We start from the raw sequence: 18,194 nt of genomic DNA, 5'->3' as shown, positions 1-18,194 counted from the left end.
GTAAAATATAAATATTCTGAAATCTGATTAAAAATAAAACATGGTTTAAATATCACCCTCTTTTATAAATAAATATTTTTTAATTTTAATTATTGGAAAAATTTTTTAATCTGATCAGTAACTTCTATTGTTTGTTCAGCATGTAACCAATGACCTGCACGTTGAATAACACTGAGTTGTGCAAATAGAAACTGTTTTTCAATAGATTCATAATGTTCATCTTGAGAAATATAGTCGGAATTTTCACCTTTTAAAAATAAAGTAGGTTTTAACCATGGGGCAATTTCTTGCCACGAAATGATATTTTCATAATTATTTTGCAACGCCCTTACATTGAATTTCCATTCACCTAGTTGGAATGATTTCAATAAAAATTGAATCACGCCTAGTTCCTTAATATGGGTTTGCATCATCTCAGTCGCTTCTTTACGTGTTGAAATGTGAGATTGCTGAACGGACTTAAGTGATTCAAAAATTTGATCATGATGTCGCTGTTGATATGCAAAGGGAGCGATGTCTAAAACCACAATGCGCTCTAATTGGTCTCCTGCAATTTCAGTCAATTTCATCGCTACTTTCCCGCCCATAGAGTGCCCAATGACTGAAAAGTTTTGAATATTTAAATGTCTTAAGGTTTGCATGACATCTTGTGCCATCAGCTCATAAGTTACTTGTTGATCATGTGCAGACTCACCGTGATTTCTCAAATCCAATTGGACAATAGTGTATTCATTTTCAAATGCACGAACCAACATACCTAAATTACTCAGACTACCAAACAGTCCGTGAATAAAAACAAGAGTTCCCTTACTCGTCTCTTTTTTAGCTTGTTGATATTCATAATTGAGTAGCATGGTATTTCCTTCGAAATAGGGATTAGATTCGGACGCGTGATTAAATGATTTGAGATATCTCTTTTCTTAAATATAACATTCATAGAAGGAGTCAACTCGAAAAAATTGAATTAAAAATATAGTAAAAAGTCAATCAGTCTTTCGCCGTTATAATGAAAAGTTTCAACACTTATAAGAAATAGTCTTGTTTTTAATAGTTGAGAGAAACTTTAAATTATATATATTATCTAAATATTCATTTCTTTGTTAATTTTAGGAAAAAGTCCATGTTTCAACATGTAGATCCTTATGCTGGTGACCCGATCTTATCTCTTATGGAAGAGTTTGGTAAGGATGAACGCACTGAAAAAGTTAATTTAAGTATTGGGCTTTACTACAACGAAGAAAGCATTGTTCCTCAATTAGAAGCTGTAAAAAAAGCCTACAAAAATATTGAACCAAGCAATGAAAAAGTAAAACTTTATCTCCCTATGGATGGCTTAAAGTCTTATAACGATGCAACTCAGGCACTGGTATTAGGTAAAGACAGCCAAGCACGTAAAGATGGTCGTGCTGTTACCATTCAAACTTTGGGTGGTTCAGGTGCGCTTAAAGTCGGTGGTGACTTTATTAAGAAATACTTCCCTCAGTCAGATATTTGGGTTAGTCAACCGACTTGGGATAACCATATTGCTATATTTAATGGTGCGGGCATCGCTTCTCATTTCTACCCGTATTACGATGCTGAAACCAATGGTGTCAATGTTCCTGCAATGCTTGAGACCTTGGCGACGTTGCCTGCGAAAAGTGTTGTACTGCTTCACCCTTGCTGCCATAACCCAACAGGTGCTGACCTAACGCCTGCTGAGTGGGATCAAGTGATTGAAGTATTGAGAAAACAAGATTTACTTCCATTTTTGGATATTGCGTATCAAGGCTTTGGTCAAGGTCTTGAAGAAGATGCTTACCTGATCCGTGCTCTTGATAAATCTGGCATGAACTTTATTGTGAGTAATTCATTCTCTAAAATCTTCTCTTTATATGGCGAACGTGTGGGTGGATTAACTTTCGTTTGTGATGATAAAGAAACTGCTCAAAAAGTATTAGGTCAGTTGAAAGCAACTGTGCGCCGTATTTATTCTAGTCCAGCAACCACTGGTGCATTATTGGTTAATAATGTATTGAACGATGCAGCTTTGACCGCTGAGTGGGAAGCTGAGTTGAAAGAAATGCGTGAGCGTATTATTCAAATGCGTCAATTGCTTCAACAAAAACTCAATGCTGAGCTTCCTGACCGTGATTTTAGCTACTTAGTCAAACAACAAGGGATGTTTACCTATACCGGATTAACGGCTGAACAAGTAGATATCTTAAAAGATAAATATGGTATTTATTTAGTGCGTAGTGGCCGTATGTGTGCTGCAGGTCTAAACCTAAATAACATTGATGTCGTTGCAAAAGCATTTGCTGAAGTCTTAAAAGCGACAGCATAAAACTTATTCTTATGCCTTGAATAGCATTCAGAATAACAATATAAAAAGCCCAAATTCATTTGGGCTTTTTACTGGCTAGGATTAAAAATCCCTACTCAAAAACAATTACTCTTGGAAATGAATCACTGAACGAATGGATTTACCTTCATGCATCAAATCAAATGCTTCATTGATCTTATCTAAACCCATCGTATGTGTGACAAACGGTTCAAGTTGGATATCACCTTTCATCGACTCTTCAACCATACCAGGGAGTTCTGAACGGCCTTTCACACCACCAAAAGCCGTTCCTTTCCAGCTACGACCTGTCACCAATTGGAATGGACGTGTTGAAATTTCCTGACCAGCACCCGCCACACCAATAATGATCGATTGTCCCCAACCACGGTGTGCACATTCAAGCGCAGAACGCATAACGTTAGTATTGCCAATACATTCAAATGAATGATCTACACCCCATCCAGTTTTTTCAACAATCACTTCTTGAATTGGACGATCATAATCTTTTGGATTTAAAAACTCTGTTGCACCAAACTGTTCAGCCAATTTGAATTTATCTGGATTAGTGTCTACAGCGATAATACGACTCGCTTTGGCACGTTTTGCACCTTGAACGACAGCTAAGCCAATTCCACCCAGACCAAAGACAGCAACCGTATCGCCCTCTTGAACTTTGGCTGTATTTTTAACTGCGCCAAGCCCTGTAGTCACTCCACAGCCCAATAGGCAAACATGCTCTGGATTGGCATTTGGGTTCACTTTAGCCAATGACACTTCAGCAACAACTGTATATTCGCTGAACGTTGAACACCCCATGTAATGATACACAGGTTCACCATGATAAGAGAAACGTGTTGTGCCATCAGGCATTACGCCTTTACCTTGTGTTGCACGTACAGAAACACACAGGTTAGTTTTTCCAGATTTACAGAATAAACACTCTCCACATTCTGCCGTATATAATGGAATAACGTGATCACCTGGTACAACACTGGTTACACCTTCACCAACTTCTACAACAATACCTGCTCCTTCATGCCCCAATACTGCAGGGAAAACACCTTCAGGATCATCGCCAGAAAGCGTAAAGGCATCGGTATGACAAACACCTGTATGTGTGATCTTAACGAGAACCTCACCAGCCTTAGGTGGTGCTACATCTAATTCAACAATTTGTAAGGGTTGTCCCGGACCAAATGCGACGGCTGCACGTGATTTCATATAAAGATCTTCCTTTAAAATAGGCTCTTAAACAGATGCTTTACAGTAACCGCTTTTTATAAGAAGATTCAATATCAAGGATGACAATAAAATGTCCGATCAAAGCATCAAAATTTTATGAAAATAACGATATCTCAGAAAAGATTCTCTATTTTATTGATCACGACTTTTCTTCTCAATCTATCTGGATGTTCGCTACCCATGAATAAAAGTATAGATGAAAAACCTATTGAAACCCGTATTGGGAGTTGGATTAGCAATAGCGACGAAACTCAAAAAAACATTGATGCTGGTCTTAGTGCATATTTACCCTTACAAGATCCTTTTATGAGTATGGCAACCCGCCTATATCTCATCAAAGAAGCGAAGCAAAATTTAGATTTACAATATTACATTTGGCAAGATGATGTGATTGGTCATCATCTACTTTCTGAATTATTAAAAGCAGCAGATCGAGGGGTCAAAGTTAGACTGCTCATTGATGATCAAAATGGGACAAAGCTGGATGAAACACTCCTCCAACTCGCACAACATCCTAACTTTCAAGTAAAATTATTTAACCCGTATAAATACCGTAATTTTAGGATTTTTGATTATATTTTTAGGTTTAATCAGATCAATCATCGCATGCACAATAAATTAATTATTGCTGATGGAGCTGTCGCCGTGACCGGTGGGCGTAATATCAGTAGTGAATACTTTGATGCGAGTAACAATTTCCAATTTGCTGACATGGATATTTTCTTTGGGGGGCAAACCGTTCATGACGCAAATAATTCCTTTCTCAAATATTGGAATGATGACCTCAGTTATTCAATCAAAGATCTCGTTCAGCCAAAAGTTAAAATAAATTCAGATGATCCGCTTAAAATAATCAGAAAAAAATATACAGAACTCCCTAGTTTTCAAAACATGGGCAGTGGGTCTCGTATGATTCAAGCTCAAGATAAGATTAAGCAAAATTTAAAAGACCGCCCTGTAAAATGGGCAAAGGCTCATTTTATTGCAGATTCGCCCGACAAAGTTCGTGGCACCATAGACGATCAAGAACTTTTATTTAATCAAATCATGAATATCATGGGGCGACCCAAAAACCATATGGAATTGGTATCAGCCTATTTTGTTCCAACAAAAGCTGGTGAAGATTATTTGGTCGGACTGGCTCAGCAGGATATTAAAGTTCGGGTGCTCACCAATTCATTTTTAGCCAATGATGTTCCTTTGGTTCATGCTTTTTATCAAAAATATCGAAAAGCGCTATTAGAAAATGGCGTAAGACTGTATGAATTTAAACCTTATATTGAGCGTGACCGAAGAACCTGGTATGAAGTTGTCACTGGAAATGTCATTCCAGCTAAAGGAAAAAACACATCACGTTTACATGCAAAATACTTTGATATAGATGGTATGGTGTTCATTGGTTCATTTAACTTTGATCCGCGTTCTGCGCACCTGAATACCGAAGTTGGTTTAGTGGTTGAGTCTGATGCTTTACAAAATGAAATTTCCAAATCCTTAGATCAATATCTTCCACATATGGCTTATCAACTCAAGTTGAATGAAAATAACGAAATTATTTGGTTAGATCACAAAAAAGATGGAACCGTTCAAGAATATAAGGTAGATCCTGAAACGACAAAATTTCAACGATTCGTAATGTACGCTGTGTCATATCTACCTATTGAATGGATGATGTAATGACATCCAATAGATAAACTATTTTTAAAACTGTAGGTATTTTAACTCCAGAATCCATCTATATTTTAAAAGTTTTTCCTCATAGAATTTTCATCTCACTTGATTTGCATATGCTATTTCACTCTGAAAGAAAACTGTCTTAACATTCTGTTTTGAGCATTTTGCTTTCATCTACTCCCACTGTGATTTCTCATGCAATTTTTTGATTTAAGTCGTCAATTTAATTTGAATGACTTACTAATTCCTTCATTCAATTTAAATGATTTGTCTCGACAAAATTGGTTTTTAGCTAAAATTCGTGTAGATCATGACTGCATCTATGACAACGACAGTATTGAAGGACAAGCAATTATTCAGTCCGATCAAAGTGTGCAAATTGAATTGGAATGGACGATTTTTGATTCTGGCCATGATTTACAGGTGTTATTCAAAGGCATTGAAACTGAAGTCAATCAACAGACGCTATTGTGTATAAAAGGTGCGAAAATTATTGATGGTCAAAAAGACCTTATTTCTACCCATGCCTTAAGCTTATGGATTGAAGGTACATTGTTACCTTTGTTACCCAATATTCGACGTGAAATCAAGTCACGCCTCAATCTTTGGGACTATGTCCAATTTTCAGATTAAAGCAGTGAAACGTTCTTAAATAATGTCATATAGGCTTCTGCCTTTTTCTCTAAAGATAAAGGATAAGCTCGTGATGAAGATGGCATACGATATAAATTGAGCTTTCGATGTGCAAAATTTACTGTTGAAGATTCTCCAATGGTCGGTTTTATCGCATCGTTTGGCATAGAAAGCATCAGTGTATCTGTCGCTTTATCACCTGTTGTCACAATGTTGCGACACTCGGGCATTTCAGTAAGCAACATCATGATATCTGTGGCTTTCTCGATTTTTAAGAATTTGTCTGAAGCATTTCCTGTTAAACGAGTCACTTGATAGGCTGTGTCATAAATACCGATTCCTGTTTCATTTAAAAAATCTATAATTTTGTCTAAATGAAAAGTTTTATCCGGTAAATCTAAAAAATAATCTTTATCTTTAAAAAAGCATAATCCAAATATCCGCCACATATCATTTTGATAATTCGGATAATAAAATTTCATCTTCCAACGTGTTTGAGGTGGTGGAAAACTTCCGAGCATCAATAATTTTCCATTTTTGGGTAAAAATGGCGCTAAAGGATGTGTTTCAATCATTAGTTTTATTTAACCTGTATAAGTATTTTTAAAATCTTCATGTACTTGGATTAGACCAATCCCTTATTTTCCATAACCATCACCACTATCATTTGGTACAAAATGAGTTGGTGATTTCGTTTTGATTTTAATCTTGAAAATATAATCGAACTTTATCGGCAACTTGTTTTGCCCAGAGTTGGTACACGTCTTTGCTTGGATGAAAGCCGTCTATAGCCATATCCAATTTTAAATCACGGTATTGTTGAATGTCATATTCAATCCAATCCATTTTTGGGTGTTGATCGACCAAGATCGCCAATTTTTGATTCATGGCTTGTGCATATTGTCCAAATAGCCAGCCCAAGGGATTGGGTAAAGCAGGAAACATATTCATAGGAGGTACACCCGTTGCGATAATCAACTGCGGTGAAAATTTTTCTTCTATTAATGAATATAAAGTTTGCTGTTTTTTGATCCACTGATTTGCACTGGTCAATTTAGTCACATCATTGACGCCCACTGAGCTGATGACTACATCGAAGTGTTGATGATCTAATTTCTCAATGGCTTGAATCACTTGATCCGTGGTATGCCCTGTTTTTGCCTCAAGTTGCCAAGTCATTTGGAAATCAGAATTGAGTTCTTTTAAAATCGAACCGATGAGTGCATCCTCTTGATGATCGACTCCAACGCCAGCCGCCGCAGAATCTCCAATGATCAATAATGATAGAGGCTTACCTTGACCTTGTACACCTCGACGATCTCCCAAAGGCTCGGACAGACGTAGCGTATTTTTTTTGACTTTGTAGCCTTGAATGACCAATGCAGGTAGAAGTGCAAGTGTTGCTAGTTTGAGTCGCATAAACAGTTTGGCCAGAGAAATTCAACTTGATTGTAAATCAGTATCTTTTAAATCACATAGTGATTTTGAATCAAATGATAAGTCCTTTCACAGACGTATAGATGATTTTGTATAATGAACAGCAATCTATCCTAAATTCATTTATGATAATGATTATCGTTTATTTTCTGGACTTATTTTGAAATCTGTCTATTTCACAGCTCTTTGTATTAGCTTAATCTCAATTCAATCTGCTGTTTTCGCTAATGAAAAAACTATATTCGAAAACCTTAAATTAGAACATTCAAATCAAACAAAGATGAATCAATATGCTCAGCCATGTGAGGAGATATTGCCTCAGAGTGAACAACTCAAAGCCATTCAAAGTAAAATTGTAAAATCTCCTCAGCATCGAGAGAAGTATTTAGACCAGTTTTGGAATCATATTAAACGTACTGGAACACCTTTAATTGAGCCAATAGATGAGCAAAACAGTAGAATTATTTTTCTATGGCGTGGTGCTGAACACAACGTCCGCTTAATTGGTGGGCCGAGTAATGATCATGAATGGCTCACACGGCTACCCAGTACCGATATTTGGTTTAAAGAAGCCATAGTCGATAACCGATTTATAGGAAGTTATAGTTTTGCTGTGGACTCACCCAATTTAGATGGCTATTTATCTCACTACTGCCCTCAATTAAATTCTAATTTAAAAGAATCACGGATACAGCGCCGTGCAATTCTTCAAGTGCAAAAAATCGATCCATTAAATACAAATGTATGGTTTCAACCTAAGAATACAATCATCTCAAACGATCTTGTTCAAAAAAGGATTAATGAATTATCACAAAAAATAAAATTAAGAAGTGAAAATATTGTCTCTTTAAGTCAATCACCTCAATTTATTGATCCATCACAATATCCACATCACCCAAATCCAAAGCTGAAGCACTTTATTTTAAAAAGTAAAATAATGGGCAATGAACGAATGATTCAAACCTATCAATCTAAAAAGAAGAATCCAAATGATTCATATATCACGGCTATATTTTTTGATGGGAAACAATATTCAGAATTACTTAATGTTCCCAAAGCTTTGGACATTTTAGTGGAGTCAGGTGAGTTGCCACCGATTCAAGCTATTTTTGTTTCACATCCATCAGATGCGCTTCGACCTCAAGAGTTGACACCCAATAAGACTTATACCCAATTTTTCATCGATGAACTTATTCCATTTATTGATCAAAAATTACCAAATCGTGATCGCTCTAAAACGGTCATTTTAGGTTCAAGCTTGGGTGGTTTGAGTTCAGCCTATATGGCAATACAATTTCCACAACAGATCAGTCACGTTGTACCGCTTTCAGGTTCATTTTGGTGGCAAAAAGACTCGCAAGATGTACCGAATTCGATGAGTAAAATGATTCGAGAGCGTTCAAATCAACCTAAACAACAATGGTTTGTTTCTGCCAATACTTACGAAACTTCAAGAAATAACAATGATATGAGTATTTTGGAAACATCTGAAATTGTGGTAAATGATTTAAAAAAACAAGGGCATCAAATTCATTATCAAAACTATGTCGGTGGACATTCGTACGCGGTGTGGCAGATTATTTTACAAGATGCGTTATTACACTTTTTTGCTCAAAACCATCAATAAACAGAACCATAAATAAAACAACATAGATAAACAGATATAAAAAACCTGCTATTCATTTTAAAACGCATAGCAGGTTGAGTCTTTCAAGAGATTGAGTTAGATTTCACCAACAACGACAGTATTTCGACCACTATTTTTTGCTTGATATAATGCCGCATCAGCAGCATCTAAGAAACGTTGATAGTCTGGGTGACCATTGTATTTTACGACACCAATACTGACTGTGAAATTAAAACTTCTACCGTCATTGGCGTGTATCATTGTACCTGCTACACGCTTACGAATTTGCTCTGCAGTATCCAAAGCATTTTCAAGGCTATTGTCGACTTGTAAAAGTAAGAATTCTTCTCCACCGACACGGAATGCATAGTCACTGCCACGCGCCAAATCTAAAAGAACTTCGGCTAAAAATTGTAGGGCTAAATCCCCTGTACTGTGTCCGTATTGATCGTTAATTTTTTTGAAATAATCTGCATCAATGGCAAGTAGCGTTAGTGAAGTATTGTTCTTACGTGAAAAATTGATTTCACGCCCAAGAATGGTGTTTAAATAACGACGATTCAGAAGTTGAGTGAGTGAATCATTTCCTGAACCAATATATTCAGAGACTTGGAATAACTGTTCAATCAAATGCAAAATTTCACGATTTTTTTCACGAAGTTGTTGAATCAAATGCAGTGAATGCTCGGTATCACCACTCTTCATGATCTCATCATTTAACGCATCGACATGATGAATGGCTCTAATAATGACTTCAACTTGATTAGAGCTTGAAAATGCGTAAGCAGCTTTGTGAATAAACCACAATCCGAATTCAGATTTCGATAATGCTGAGTGATTGAATGCTGGATTTTGAGAAAACACTTTGAACATCAGTTCATTTTCCCAATCCAATAATGAACCGCGCTGTTTTTCCTTCTGGGTTGAAACATCTTGCATCGCAGAAAATAAACGGTAAGTATGCTTCATGTCGTTCTTCACTTCGAGATTTTCCTCGTAAGAACGACACATGATTTCAGATGAGAAACTTAAAACCTGAACCATATACGTTAAGATCACATAGGCACGATTTGGCGCTTCATTTTCAACGAGTTGAAAAATTTTCTTAATAATTTCACGAATACCACGCATGATCAGCCATGATGGAATTCCCACGCGTGCATGCACATTACCAACGGTATTGTGCTTTTTCACCATGAGCTCAAAGGTATCTTTGAGTGGCACTTCAAAACTATCTAAAATCCATTGATCAAGCGTCTGCTGTAATTTTGAATGGACAATCCCCACTGATAAAAACTCAAGCGCATGTTCCTCTTTCATCATTTGAGTATAAAACTCACTGACGAGATCCGAGGAATTAGCCTTAACAAATTCAAAAGTATCATTCAGCTCTGAAGTCGAATATTTTGCGCAAATGTCTTTCCACTGCTGGGTGAGCAATTCTATTAATTCTGGATTCATGCTGAAAAACCTAAATGCTGAAATTTTATTCTGCTAAAGTACTAATATATCAGATTTTAATATTTACAACTTATGAATTTTTCGATCAGCTTAATCGTTAATCAAATTTAAAAACTACAGTCTCTTAGAAAGAATATAGTTTTTAAGCGAAATGAAATTCTCTTTTATATTTATTAGCAATGGCTAAATAGAAATTAGATTGTTGCTTAACCCAATTTATTAACCCATTTTAAAGGAAGAACTTTCATCGCAAATCCGAGTGGTAACCAAGGCCATTTGGGTACATAAGCTTTGATCGGTGCTTTTTCAATTTCTTCGGCTAAAAGTCGAGAACCTGTTTTTTCATCGATTTCAAAAGGTAACTTCGCAGCACTTTCATTAATTTCAGTTCGTATATAACCCGGGAAAATCGTGGTGACTTTAATGGGTGTATCGATTAATTCTGCTCGAATGCCTTCTGCTAAAAAAGCCACGCCAGCCTTACTTGCGCCATAAGCCGTTAAATGTTTTGGCATACCACGCATTGCACTCATGGAAGAAATCATCACCAAATGCCCTGAATTTTGTGCCCTAAAAATTTCTACGGCAGCTTCGCATTGTGCAAGTGCGGATATAAAATTGGTTTCAACAGTTGCACGGTTGATTTCAAAATTCCCCTTGCCTATACGTCGTCCTTGTCCAACACCCGCATTGACGATAACACGATCAATGGTTCCAAAATCTTCTTTAAAAGCTTTAAATACTTCAAACACCTGATCATAGTGGGTCACATCTAATAGTCTTGCACTGACCTCAATTGCATATTGGGAGGTCAATTCTTTTTTCAATTCTTCTAAGCGTTCCATACGTCTGGCACAGATGGCTAAGTTATAGCCTTTTTTGGCAAATTCACGCGCCATACCCGCACCGATCCCAGAGCTTGCACCTGTAATTAAAATTGTTTTTGCCATATTCAAATCCTTTTTTTTGCATTTTTATTTGAGTTGTGCGCCTGAATAGAAAGACGAACAGTTTTTTAAATTTTAAATTACATTTTTAAATTAAATCCCTCAACAAGTGTAGCTAGATCCAAGTCAATAATTCTGGATGATCAGCTTTAATAAAATGATGCTCATTTAAACTTAAAAGCTGAGGCTGATGACCGACGAGTCTCACTGTGGTTAAGCTGGTATTGGTGATTGCCCAATTTAAGGCAAATGTTTTATCGACACTGAGCTCAAGTAATTTTCCCGCAATCACCGAAATCACGCCACCTGATGTAAATACTACTGCATATCGTGGTTTTGATTCAGCCAGTTGATTGCACAAAGTTGCTAAGGCTGTTTCAACACGTTTTTGAAAATCAGGCCATGATTCGTCGTATTCATGATGAAAATCACCACCTGTCCAACGCTGAATCGCACCTTCAAAAATTTGTGATAGATAGGCTCTTGGACTTTCTGCTTTTGCTACTTCTGTTTTCAACGCTTCAGGCTGATTAAAAAGAGGATCATGCAATGCAAACACTTGTTGATGATTAAACTCGTTCCATTGGCTATTTGTCTCTACATTAACTTCAGAGAAACTTTCTTCCAAAGCAAAGTGAGCAGTTTGTTGATGTCTCTGCATAGATCCAGCAACCACATAAGGTGCTTCTTTGAGTATTTTTGATAAATACCGCCCAAGTAATGCTGATTGTAATTCACCATTGGGTGAAAGTTTATCGTAACTTGCTGCACCAAAGGAGGCTTGTCCGTGACGGACAAAATAGATCGTCGTCATTATTTAGGCATTAACTCTTTAAATTTATTGATATATTTTTGTGCTAAATCATTGGCTTCAATTTTTTGTAGACCAATCAATTTAAGCGCACGAATGTGTAGCGCATGAATCACGATCCAAAAATCTTTAAAGGCAGGATTATTGGTTTGTTTATGGTAGTAACGGTAATAAATTTGCTGTGCGATGACTGCTAGACGAAATATTCCAAACACTTCATAAAACGTCCAATTCGAAGTTTCCAGACCTGTTTTAGCCAAATAATATTCAACCACTTCTTTACGAGTAAACATGCCTTTTAAATGTGTAGGCTGGCGACGTGTAGATTTAAATATTTGGTTGTCTGTATCTTCAACCCAATAGGCCAAAGCCGAACCTAAATCCATTAAGGGATCACCCAGTGTCGCCATTTCCCAGTCTAATACACCAATCACTTGCGTTGGATTTTTTGGATCTAAAATCACGTTATCAAAACGCCAATCATTATGGATTACACAGGTTTTCGAGTCTTCAGGAATATGTTCAAGCAACCATTTACGAACGTATTTAAAAGATGGAACATTGATGGTATGTGCTTTATCAAAACGACTATCCCAACCTTCGACTTGGCGACGACAATAACCATCCCCCTTACCCAGTTGTTCAAGATCTGTACCTTGATACGGGACTTGATGAAGTTCAATCAGTTTATTAATCACATTGGTACATAATTCTCGAACTTCAGTTTCACCAAACTTTAACTCAGGCGGTAATTTCGCTCGCGGGATAATACCTTCTATGCGACGCATCACATAAAAATCGCTGCCAATAACACTTTCATCCTGACACAGCGCCAGCATTTCAGGTAAAACTGGATAGTAAGGCGCTAGCGCTTTTTGAACCTTAAATTCACGTGCCATATCATGTGCAGATTTAGCTTTGGTACCTTTAGGAGGACGACGTAGAATCAGGTCTGCATTGTCATATTTTAAACGGTACGTCCAATTTGAAACTCCGCCAGAGTATTGAGTAACGTCTACTGAACCTTGAACATTAACGCCATTTTCAAGTAGCCATTGTGTGACCGCTTGAATATCAAGTTCTTCACCCTTTCGAACCTGTCCACCCACATCAATTATTGACATTATACTTCCCTAATTTCATCTTAAATCAAATGCTTAATAATGTATTACATCACAATTACCTGCGATGCATCTTAATTAAAAGCTATAAAAATCTATGCTTTTCGTTTAGAGCCATAGCCTCTTTTCGCTAGTTCTAATTTGGCGATCATGCCTTTGTGAACTTCATCAGGGCCATCCGCTAAACGTAGTGCTCGTGCTTGTGCAAAAAAACCAGTGAGTGGCGTATCTCTCGATACACCTGCACCGCCGTGAATTTGTATCGACATATCCACCACTTTTTCTAAAACACTTGGAGCAACAACTTTAATGGCTGAAATCTCTGTAAGCGCAGCCATATTACCTAAAGTATCCATTTTATAAGCGGCATACAAGGTTAAAAGACGAGCTTGATCAATCGCCACACGCGCTTCAGCCACACGTTCTAAGTTACCACCCAACTTTAAAATTTCTTTACCAAAAGCAGTTCGACTCATTCCACGATCAATCATCAATTCCAATGATTTTTCAGCAGCACCAATACAACGCATACAGTGATGAATTCGACCTGGTCCTAAACGACCCTGCGCAATTTCAAAGCCTTGACCTGCTCCACCGATGAAATTAGATAATGGAACTCTCACATTTTTAAAGCTGACTTCGCCGTGCCCATGAGGCGCATCATAATCGCCAAATACAGGTAACATACGCTCAATTTTTACACCTACAGTATCAATTGGTACGAGTACCATTGAGTGTTGATGATGACGATCTTTATTTACATCTGGTGTATGCGCCATAAAAATAATTATTTTTGCATTTGGATCGCCTAAACCTGAAGACCACCACTTACGTCCATTGAGTACAATTTCATCATCCTTTATGATAGCGGTTGCCTGCATATTGGTTGCATCACTTGAAGCGACTTCAGGTTCAGTCATACAAAATACCGAGCGAATTTTTCCATCTAATAATGGCATCAACCAATCTTGTTTTTGTTGTTCTGTGCCATAACGCCAAAGCAATTCCATGTTGCCACTGTCAGGTGCATTACAGTTAAAAATGGTCGGTGCGAGTAAGCTTCGACCTGTCAGCTCTGCAATGCGAGCATATTCTTGAACAGATAAACCTTGACCTAAGGTTTCGTCAGGTAGAAACATATTCCAAAGACCCGCTGCTTTGGCTTTTTGTTTTAAGGTTTCAAGTTGTGCTGGCCATTGCCATCTTGTCCAATCACCACCCAAATTTAGTGCATGAACTTGGTGCCAAAATTGTGCTTCAATCGGCTCAATTTCCTGCTCAATAAAGCTTTTGGTTCGGTTTAAAAAATCTTGTGCTTTAGGTGACAGTTCAAACATTTTTCGTCCTTTGAATTATTTATATGACACTTGCTTTACAACACATTAACTTGAAAACTATTATGAATGAAATGATTTAACTAAATAATAAGATATAAATCCTATTCATCATCAGTTTGTTTTGGATGTTTCAATATTTAATCGGATTGATATCAACCTTTACCCACTTTTTATTGCTATTTTTGAACTAAAAAACATCACTAAGTCAGCACAAAGTCTATATCTGAGCCAATCCACGGTAAGTCATGCCTTGCAACGTCTCAGAGTTCAACTTAAGGGTGAACTTTTTGTACGCAATGGAAATCAAATGTTGCCTACACCTTTTGCAGAGCAAATTTACCCGAACATCAAGCATGCTTTGATTTCGATTCAATCGATTACAGTCCAAAATCATACATTTGATCAGAGTAGTATTCAAAATCTTAAAATTGCGATCCATGATGAAATTGAACCCCTGATTTTTCCTCGACTGATTCAACATTTTCATGCACTTAAACTCGATATTCAACTGTTCAGTATCAAGTTAGATCGTCTTAAAATGAAAGATCACTTAGCCGCTCAGCAAATCGATTTTGTGATAGATATTGAACAACACTATGGCGATTACATTGAGTTTCAATATTTAGTTCAAGATCGGTTTGTACTCTGTACTCAGCACAATACGATTGATCAGGACAAATATATGTCCTCGCCTCATATTGGAGTTTCATCACGAAAAACGGGGACATTGATTGAGGATGTTTATCTAAAAAGGTTGAATTTGACGAGAAATATCAGCTTGCGATGTCAGCATTATTCAACAGCAATATAGATATTAGCGCATCAGCCAGATACATTATTGACGATTCCACAGAGTATTTTGAGGAATCTAGCGGTACCCAAATCGATTCATATTTTGGAGTTACCGATTTCGCTGCCGAAAATGAATATAGGCCTTTTTGGTATTCAAATCTAAATAAAAATAAGTGCTATCAATTTTTGAAAGAAGAAATTATTATAAATTTTACTTAGGCTATTTATAGAGATTCATTTTGCTTAGGCTATTTTGATTATAGGGATTCATATCCTTCAAATGCTTAGTATTCAAGCATTACAGCGCTATTTGGTTGGTATTTAAACGTCTATTGATTAAAATTAACCGTAAAATGAGATCGATATTTTGCTGTTTTGGCTTTAAAGCCACTTTCCTATGTTGTCTGATCTTCCTGCAAGCTGGCTCATTGCTATAGGCATGATTTTTTGCCTATTATTAATTTTCCTTATTCGTCGTGTACGTATATTTCTCACAGCGCTGTTTAAGCCTTATAAAAAGGGAAAAACATACTGGTGCCGTGTTTCAGCAATTAGTGATGGTGATACCCTCACCTGCTATCGACTCAATTTAAGACGCTCTGAAACCAAGTTAAGATTTGCCTATGTCGATGCCCCGGAGTCCTCTCAAACTTATGGTGCAGAATCCCATCGGCTCATCAAAAAAATGGTTTATAAAAAAATTGTACGTGTCACCATTACCGATATTGACCGTTATGGTCGATGTGTCGGTGTGATTCATCGTTACCGCAAAAATATGAATGAAGAAATGGTCAAGCGTGGTGCTGCATGGGTGTATGAGGAATATATTAAGGACCCAAAACAACGCAAACATATGCTTGCTTTACAAGCCAATGCGCGTAAAAATAAAAAAGGCCTCTGGCGCACCACTCGTCCTATTCGCCCTAGTGATTATCGAAAAAATAAAAAATAACGCAGTACAACAAAATTTTTTAGGATTAAAGGTCAATTTTATATTGGTCTTTTTTTATGGTGAATGATTAACCACTTGATTCTTCGCCTCGAACGGCGTAAATTGCCATTAATTTAGTTACCCTGGTTAACTACTATGATTCTCTCTCCTAATCATTCTCAAAACTCTCCTAAAATCAGGACGGTGTTATTGCGTAGTGCACGACTGATGAGTGAAATGATCAATGAGGTTTTAGAAGCTGACCAATTAAATTATTCGCTTTGGCAAGTCATCTACCTCATTCACGAAAATGAATGTATGACTTCCATTGATATTTCAAAAATACTTAAAGTTTCAAAACCGTCTATTGCAAAAAGAATTCAGGTTTTACTTCAACTGAATATCATTCAACAACTTGTATCTTCTGATAAACGTGAAAAAAAGTTAGTTTTAACGGCTCATGGATATCGCGTTTATAGCCTCTGCTCAACAATGATCGATGTTGTGGAACAAGAATTTTTGACTAATTTTGAAACAGAGGAGTTGCAAAAGACTTTTGAAACTTTAGAAAAAATATTGCACAAGTTGGAAAGTAATAAGCGTGGAGCAGACAAATGAGTGCGAAGCAAGATCATTTCTCTGCGCTATGGACGCGTAACTTCATTCTGATTAGCTCGATCAATTTTCAACTGGTGCTGACTTTTTATCTTTTAGTGATCGTAATTGTTGGATTTTCTGTAGCTGAACTGGGTGCAACGACCGCTCAAGCAGGTTTAATCTCAGGATTATTTATCATTGGTACGCTTGTTGGTCGGTTTTTAGTGGGTAAATTTTTAGAGAAATTTGGTCAAAAAATCACGTTGATTGTCGGTTTAGTCGGTTTTCTGATTTTCTCTGCTTTTTACTTTATCCATTTGGATATCGGCATATTGCTCATTGTACGCTTTATGCATGGTTTCATGATGGGTGTGGCTTCAACGGTCTTAGGAACCGCAATTGCTCAAATCATTCCTGCGCAACGTCGAGGCGAAGGCATTGGTTATTACAGTTTAAGTAGTACATTAGGTACGGCGATTGGACCTTTCCTTGCCATTTGGATGATGCTTCGATTTGATTATGATGTAATCTTTATTGTTTCCAGTGTTATTGCGCTGAGTTGTGTATGTATTGGACTCATGATCAACATGCCGAAAAATATCGTTTCGAAGGCATCTACCTCGACATTAGCATTTGAACAAGATGTACCAAAGGCTAAACCTTCCTGGATTTCAAATTTTATTGAGCCCAAAGCCGTTCCTATCTCTATTGTGATCTTAATCGCTTCAATCTGTTATTCAGGTGTTTTATCTTTTATTAATTTCTACGCCAAAGAAATTAACTTAGTTGAAGCTACTACTGTTTTCTTTCTCATGTACGCCATCGCAATCTTGTTTTCACGTCCATTTACAGGTCCTTTATTAGACCGTAAAGGTGAAAACATCATCATGTATCCTGCATTTATCATTATGGCGTTTGGTTTATTTCTTTTAAGCCAAGCCAATACTTCATGGATGCTTTTATTCAGTGCGGGATTATTGGGTTTAGGCTATGGCAATATCCAATCGGTCTGCCAAACACTTGCTGTAAAAAGCGCAACCTTAGAACGCATGGGCTTTGCTACATCAACCTATTTTATTTTCCTTGATGCAGGACTTGGCTTTGGTCCTTATTTCATCGGCATCGCTTTAGATTATATTTCTTATACGTCACTCTATTTATATAGTGCAGTTGCTGCATGTGTGTGTTTATTGATTTATTACGTACTCCACGGTCGTATGGCCAACAAAGTTGAAACTAGAGCTTAATTTGCAGTAAA

Annotated in this window: 16 protein-coding genes and 1 pseudogene; 8 read left to right on the top strand and 9 right to left on the bottom strand. The window is 37.0% G+C overall.

Going from position 1 to position 18,194, the window contains the following annotated elements; genetic code table 11:
- Nucleotides 1-89: 89 nt before the first annotated feature.
- Nucleotides 90-854, bottom strand: coding sequence for an alpha/beta fold hydrolase (locus tag AC5YD2_RS05260; RefSeq protein ID WP_496125307.1), 765 nt, complete (start codon nucleotides 852-854; stop codon nucleotides 90-92).
- 266 nt (nucleotides 855-1,120) lie between these two features.
- Here AC5YD2_RS05260 and AC5YD2_RS05255 point away from each other — a divergent pair, with 266 nt between their 5' ends.
- Nucleotides 1,121-2,326, top strand: a complete 1,206-nt coding sequence (locus AC5YD2_RS05255; protein ID WP_496125306.1) for an amino acid aminotransferase — start codon at nucleotides 1,121-1,123, stop codon at nucleotides 2,324-2,326.
- Between the two features lie 105 nt (nucleotides 2,327-2,431).
- On the opposite strand, the gene AC5YD2_RS05250 is transcribed toward AC5YD2_RS05255, so the two are convergent.
- The gene (locus AC5YD2_RS05250) at nucleotides 2,432-3,547 is read right to left on the bottom strand and encodes an S-(hydroxymethyl)glutathione dehydrogenase/class III alcohol dehydrogenase (RefSeq protein WP_496125305.1); all 1,116 of its coding nucleotides are present in this window, start codon (nucleotides 3,545-3,547) and stop codon (nucleotides 2,432-2,434) included.
- Between the two features lie 201 nt (nucleotides 3,548-3,748).
- Between AC5YD2_RS05250 and AC5YD2_RS05245 the strand changes: the two genes are divergently transcribed.
- Nucleotides 3,749-5,245: a phospholipase D family protein gene (locus AC5YD2_RS05245; RefSeq protein ID WP_496125304.1), complete on the top strand. Its 1,497-nt coding sequence runs from the start codon at nucleotides 3,749-3,751 to the stop codon at nucleotides 5,243-5,245.
- Between the two features lie 192 nt (nucleotides 5,246-5,437).
- Nucleotides 5,438-5,875, top strand: a complete 438-nt coding sequence (locus AC5YD2_RS05240) for a hypothetical protein (protein ID WP_496125303.1) — start codon at nucleotides 5,438-5,440, stop codon at nucleotides 5,873-5,875.
- Here the strand turns inward: AC5YD2_RS05240 and AC5YD2_RS05235 are convergent.
- Together AC5YD2_RS05235 and AC5YD2_RS05230 are read right to left on the bottom strand one after the other, a co-directional pair.
- Nucleotides 5,872-6,450, bottom strand: coding sequence for a uracil-DNA glycosylase family protein (locus AC5YD2_RS05235; protein WP_496125302.1), 579 nt, complete (start codon nucleotides 6,448-6,450; stop codon nucleotides 5,872-5,874). The genes AC5YD2_RS05240 and AC5YD2_RS05235 overlap by 4 nt on opposite strands.
- Nucleotides 6,451-6,577: 127 nt before the next feature.
- Complete coding sequence (locus tag AC5YD2_RS05230; protein WP_496125301.1) at nucleotides 6,578-7,294, bottom strand: SGNH/GDSL hydrolase family protein; 717 nt, start codon at nucleotides 7,292-7,294, stop codon at nucleotides 6,578-6,580.
- Nucleotides 7,295-7,592: 298 nt separating this feature from the next.
- Here AC5YD2_RS05230 and AC5YD2_RS05225 point away from each other — a divergent pair, with 298 nt between their 5' ends.
- Entirely contained in the window at nucleotides 7,593-8,939 is a 1,347-nt protein-coding gene (locus AC5YD2_RS05225; RefSeq protein ID WP_496125300.1) for an alpha/beta hydrolase-fold protein, read from the top strand.
- A gap of 96 nt (nucleotides 8,940-9,035) precedes the next feature.
- On the opposite strand, the gene AC5YD2_RS05220 is transcribed toward AC5YD2_RS05225, so the two are convergent.
- The 5 genes from AC5YD2_RS05220 to AC5YD2_RS05200 all read right to left on the bottom strand — a co-directional run bounded on the left by AC5YD2_RS05220 (nucleotide 9,036) and on the right by AC5YD2_RS05200 (nucleotide 14,616).
- Nucleotides 9,036-10,400, bottom strand: coding sequence for a GGDEF domain-containing protein (locus AC5YD2_RS05220; RefSeq protein ID WP_496125299.1), 1,365 nt, complete (start codon nucleotides 10,398-10,400; stop codon nucleotides 9,036-9,038).
- Between the two features lie 206 nt (nucleotides 10,401-10,606).
- Nucleotides 10,607-11,350: an SDR family oxidoreductase gene (locus AC5YD2_RS05215; RefSeq protein ID WP_496125298.1), complete on the bottom strand. Its 744-nt coding sequence runs from the start codon at nucleotides 11,348-11,350 to the stop codon at nucleotides 10,607-10,609.
- A 112-nt stretch (nucleotides 11,351-11,462) separates the two neighbouring features.
- On the bottom strand, nucleotides 11,463-12,161 hold the full coding sequence (locus tag AC5YD2_RS05210) for a histidine phosphatase family protein (RefSeq protein WP_496125297.1): 699 nt from the start codon (nucleotides 12,159-12,161) through the stop codon (nucleotides 11,463-11,465).
- Nucleotides 12,161-13,282 carry a phosphotransferase family protein gene (locus AC5YD2_RS05205; RefSeq protein WP_496125296.1) on the bottom strand — a complete coding sequence of 374 codons (1,122 nt, stop codon included), beginning with the start codon at nucleotides 13,280-13,282 and terminating at the stop codon, nucleotides 12,161-12,163. Before AC5YD2_RS05205 ends, AC5YD2_RS05210 begins: the two co-directional genes overlap by 1 nt.
- A gap of 92 nt (nucleotides 13,283-13,374) precedes the next feature.
- The gene (locus tag AC5YD2_RS05200) at nucleotides 13,375-14,616 is read right to left on the bottom strand and encodes an acyl-CoA dehydrogenase family protein (protein ID WP_496125295.1); all 1,242 of its coding nucleotides are present in this window, start codon (nucleotides 14,614-14,616) and stop codon (nucleotides 13,375-13,377) included.
- Between the two features lie 94 nt (nucleotides 14,617-14,710).
- Here AC5YD2_RS05200 and AC5YD2_RS05195 point away from each other — a divergent pair.
- From AC5YD2_RS05195 to AC5YD2_RS05180, 4 genes and pseudogenes are all read left to right on the top strand, one after another.
- A pseudogene (locus AC5YD2_RS05195) lies at nucleotides 14,711-15,627 on the top strand (LysR family transcriptional regulator).
- A 178-nt stretch (nucleotides 15,628-15,805) separates the two neighbouring features.
- On the top strand, nucleotides 15,806-16,360 hold the full coding sequence (locus AC5YD2_RS05190) for a thermonuclease family protein (protein ID WP_496125294.1): 555 nt from the start codon (nucleotides 15,806-15,808) through the stop codon (nucleotides 16,358-16,360).
- Between the two features lie 207 nt (nucleotides 16,361-16,567).
- Complete coding sequence (locus AC5YD2_RS05185) at nucleotides 16,568-16,957, top strand: MarR family winged helix-turn-helix transcriptional regulator (RefSeq protein WP_496125293.1); 390 nt, start codon at nucleotides 16,568-16,570, stop codon at nucleotides 16,955-16,957.
- Nucleotides 16,954-18,183 (top strand): MFS transporter, encoded by a 1,230-nt coding sequence (locus AC5YD2_RS05180; RefSeq protein ID WP_496125292.1) that lies wholly within the window; start codon nucleotides 16,954-16,956, stop codon nucleotides 18,181-18,183. The genes AC5YD2_RS05185 and AC5YD2_RS05180 overlap by 4 nt, the downstream gene beginning before the upstream one ends.
- Nucleotides 18,184-18,194: the final 11 nt, after the last annotated feature.

Source organism: Acinetobacter sp. CY73 (genome assembly GCF_059515865.1).
Note: the sequence above shows the minus strand (reverse complement) of the source record. Positions and strands in the feature narration are given on the sequence as shown.